3 protein-coding genes are annotated in these 2,125 nt (G+C 44.9%); all 3 read right to left on the bottom strand.

The annotated features are described in order from the left end of the window. A partial coding sequence (locus A3761_RS20615; protein ID WP_231881269.1) for a flagellar basal body protein occupies nt 1-361 on the bottom strand: 361 nt, incomplete at its 3' end. 1 nt (nt 362) lies between these two features. Continuing rightward, entirely contained in the window at nt 363-1,475 is a 1,113-nt protein-coding gene (gene flgJ, locus A3761_RS20610) for a flagellar assembly peptidoglycan hydrolase FlgJ (RefSeq protein WP_082865168.1), read from the bottom strand. 43 nt (nt 1,476-1,518) lie between these two features. Beyond that, nucleotides 1,519-2,125 (bottom strand): flagellar basal body P-ring protein FlgI (locus A3761_RS20605; protein ID WP_197473148.1); only part of this gene is annotated, 607 nt, incomplete at its 5' end.

Raw genomic sequence — 2,125 nt, 5'->3', positions numbered from 1 at the left:
CGCCACCTTGGAAGGCTTGGAAGAAAGCAGTCATAGCAGGCGTCAAACCAGTTGTCGTGCTGGCAAGCAAGTTATCGATCGACTCTGCTTGAGTAAGCACTGCATCACGTTCATGATAAACGGTTGTATCGGCACGAACCTGCTCGCTAATAAAATCCTCTGCATTTCTACGAATCGTGGCAATATTCGCGCCCTGACCAGTGTAACCACTACCAGTAAGAATAGATTTATTATCTACAAACACGGCCTCCTGACGACTGTAGCCAGGTGTATTGGTATTAGAAACATTATTACCCGTGACCGATAAGGCTGTCTGATGAGCTTGTAGACCTGAAAGGCCAATACCGATTAGATCTGGCATATCAGCCTCCAATTCCTAATTTGCTTGCGGTAGAGCCAAGGTCCAGACTAGAAAGTTCATCAATATTCATATAACGACCAATAATACGATTAATCTTGTTGGCATAGTCTGGGTCGGTTGCATAGCCGGCATCTTGTAGCTCGTGTGCAAAGTCATACGGATCACCCGCTTTCTCGAGCGCTTGCTCATATCGGGCATTAGTACTCAAAAAACGCGCATAATCTGAAAAGCTTTCCTGGTAACCCGAATAAGACCTAAAGTCTGCGCGCTCCTTCACTGCGACACCATTTCGATATTCAGTCGTCGTTATATTTGTGCTGTCACCCGTCCATCCTGTTTGCGCCTTAATACCAAATAAATTATGGCTAGGACTACCATCAGAATTTAAGATCTCTCGTTTACCCCAACCAGTTTCCAGTGCTGACTGAGCCAACATTAGACGAGCATCAATACCTGTTTCTTGCTCTGCCTGTTTAGCATAGGGATAAAGAGAAGCGATAAATTGATCGGGAGAACTGAAGTCTAACTTACTTGATTCAGCAACTTTATCTGAGTCCAGGCTAGCAATCGTCTGATCAATTTGATTCATTGCCGTTTCAATCTTTGCAATTTTCTCTGCGCTAACAAATGGCTGGCGCGCATAGTCTTTCAGAGAAAAAGATTTGTCTTGAGAGGTTAATGGATAGGAACTTAAATCTGACTCTTCACCACCTACGCCTTTTGACATTTGTCGCTTGATCACTTCAGCCAGACCAATACCTTTACCAGTTGATAAGCTTACTGCCATCTGGCTATCAAACATCTGCTGATAAAAGTCTGATTGGTTGCTTTGCAATAGGTTTCCTTCAGAAAATACCTTATTAGCATCGCGCATACTTTTAATCATCATCGAGACGAATATCGATTCAAAGTGTTTGGCGGCAGCATCTAGGGCGCCGTCTCTATCTGTCTTGGATTGATGCTTAAGAGACTGCAGAGCATTGAGATTGTTATAGTCATTTAAGCCCTGGGTATGCTTATTAAAACGGGCAGCACTGTTCTGCAACTGATTCCCTATATTATCAGTCGCCATCATCATCGGATTATTTATCTGACTCATCAGTGCGCTATTCATCACTAACCTCTAAGGTTCCACATGGCTTTGCTTATATTTCTTTCTATATAACAATTAAATCTGCTTTTAAGGCACCAGCCTGCTTCAAGGCTTCGAGTACAGCCATGATATCTCCTGGCGCAGCACCAACTTGATTAACCGCTTGAACAATCTGGCTCAGCGTCGCTGCAGGGCCAAACTGAAACATTCGACTAGGTTCTTGTTCTGCATCAACATCGGAGCGTGGTACGACAACCGTCTGACCACCTCCAAGCGGATTTGGTTGACTGACTGCAGGGTCTTCAGTAATTGTTACCGAAAGACTTCCGTGGGTAACCGCAGCTGGAAGCACCTTAACGTTCTGACCGACAACGATGGTGCCGGTACGAGAGTTAATAATCACTCTCGCCGCTTCTTCCCCTGTTTCAACATTCATATTTTCGAGCATCGACAAAAAGCTAACTCGCTGAGATGCATCGCGAGGGGCTTTGACGGTAATCGAAGCTGCATCGCTGGCGTAAGCTGTATTAGGCCCTAGCAAGTCATTAATCTTCTTGGTTAAATTCATCGCCGTTGTGAAGTCCGGGCGATGTAAATCAAAGGTTAATGTGTCGCCACGATGAAAAGGAGATGCGATGGCTCGTTCAACCGTCGCGCCATTAGGAATCCGT

Source organism: Oleiphilus sp. HI0123, from assembly GCF_001635315.1.
The sequence above is the reverse complement of the archived record's forward strand: the minus strand, read 5'-3'. Positions and strand labels throughout refer to the sequence as shown.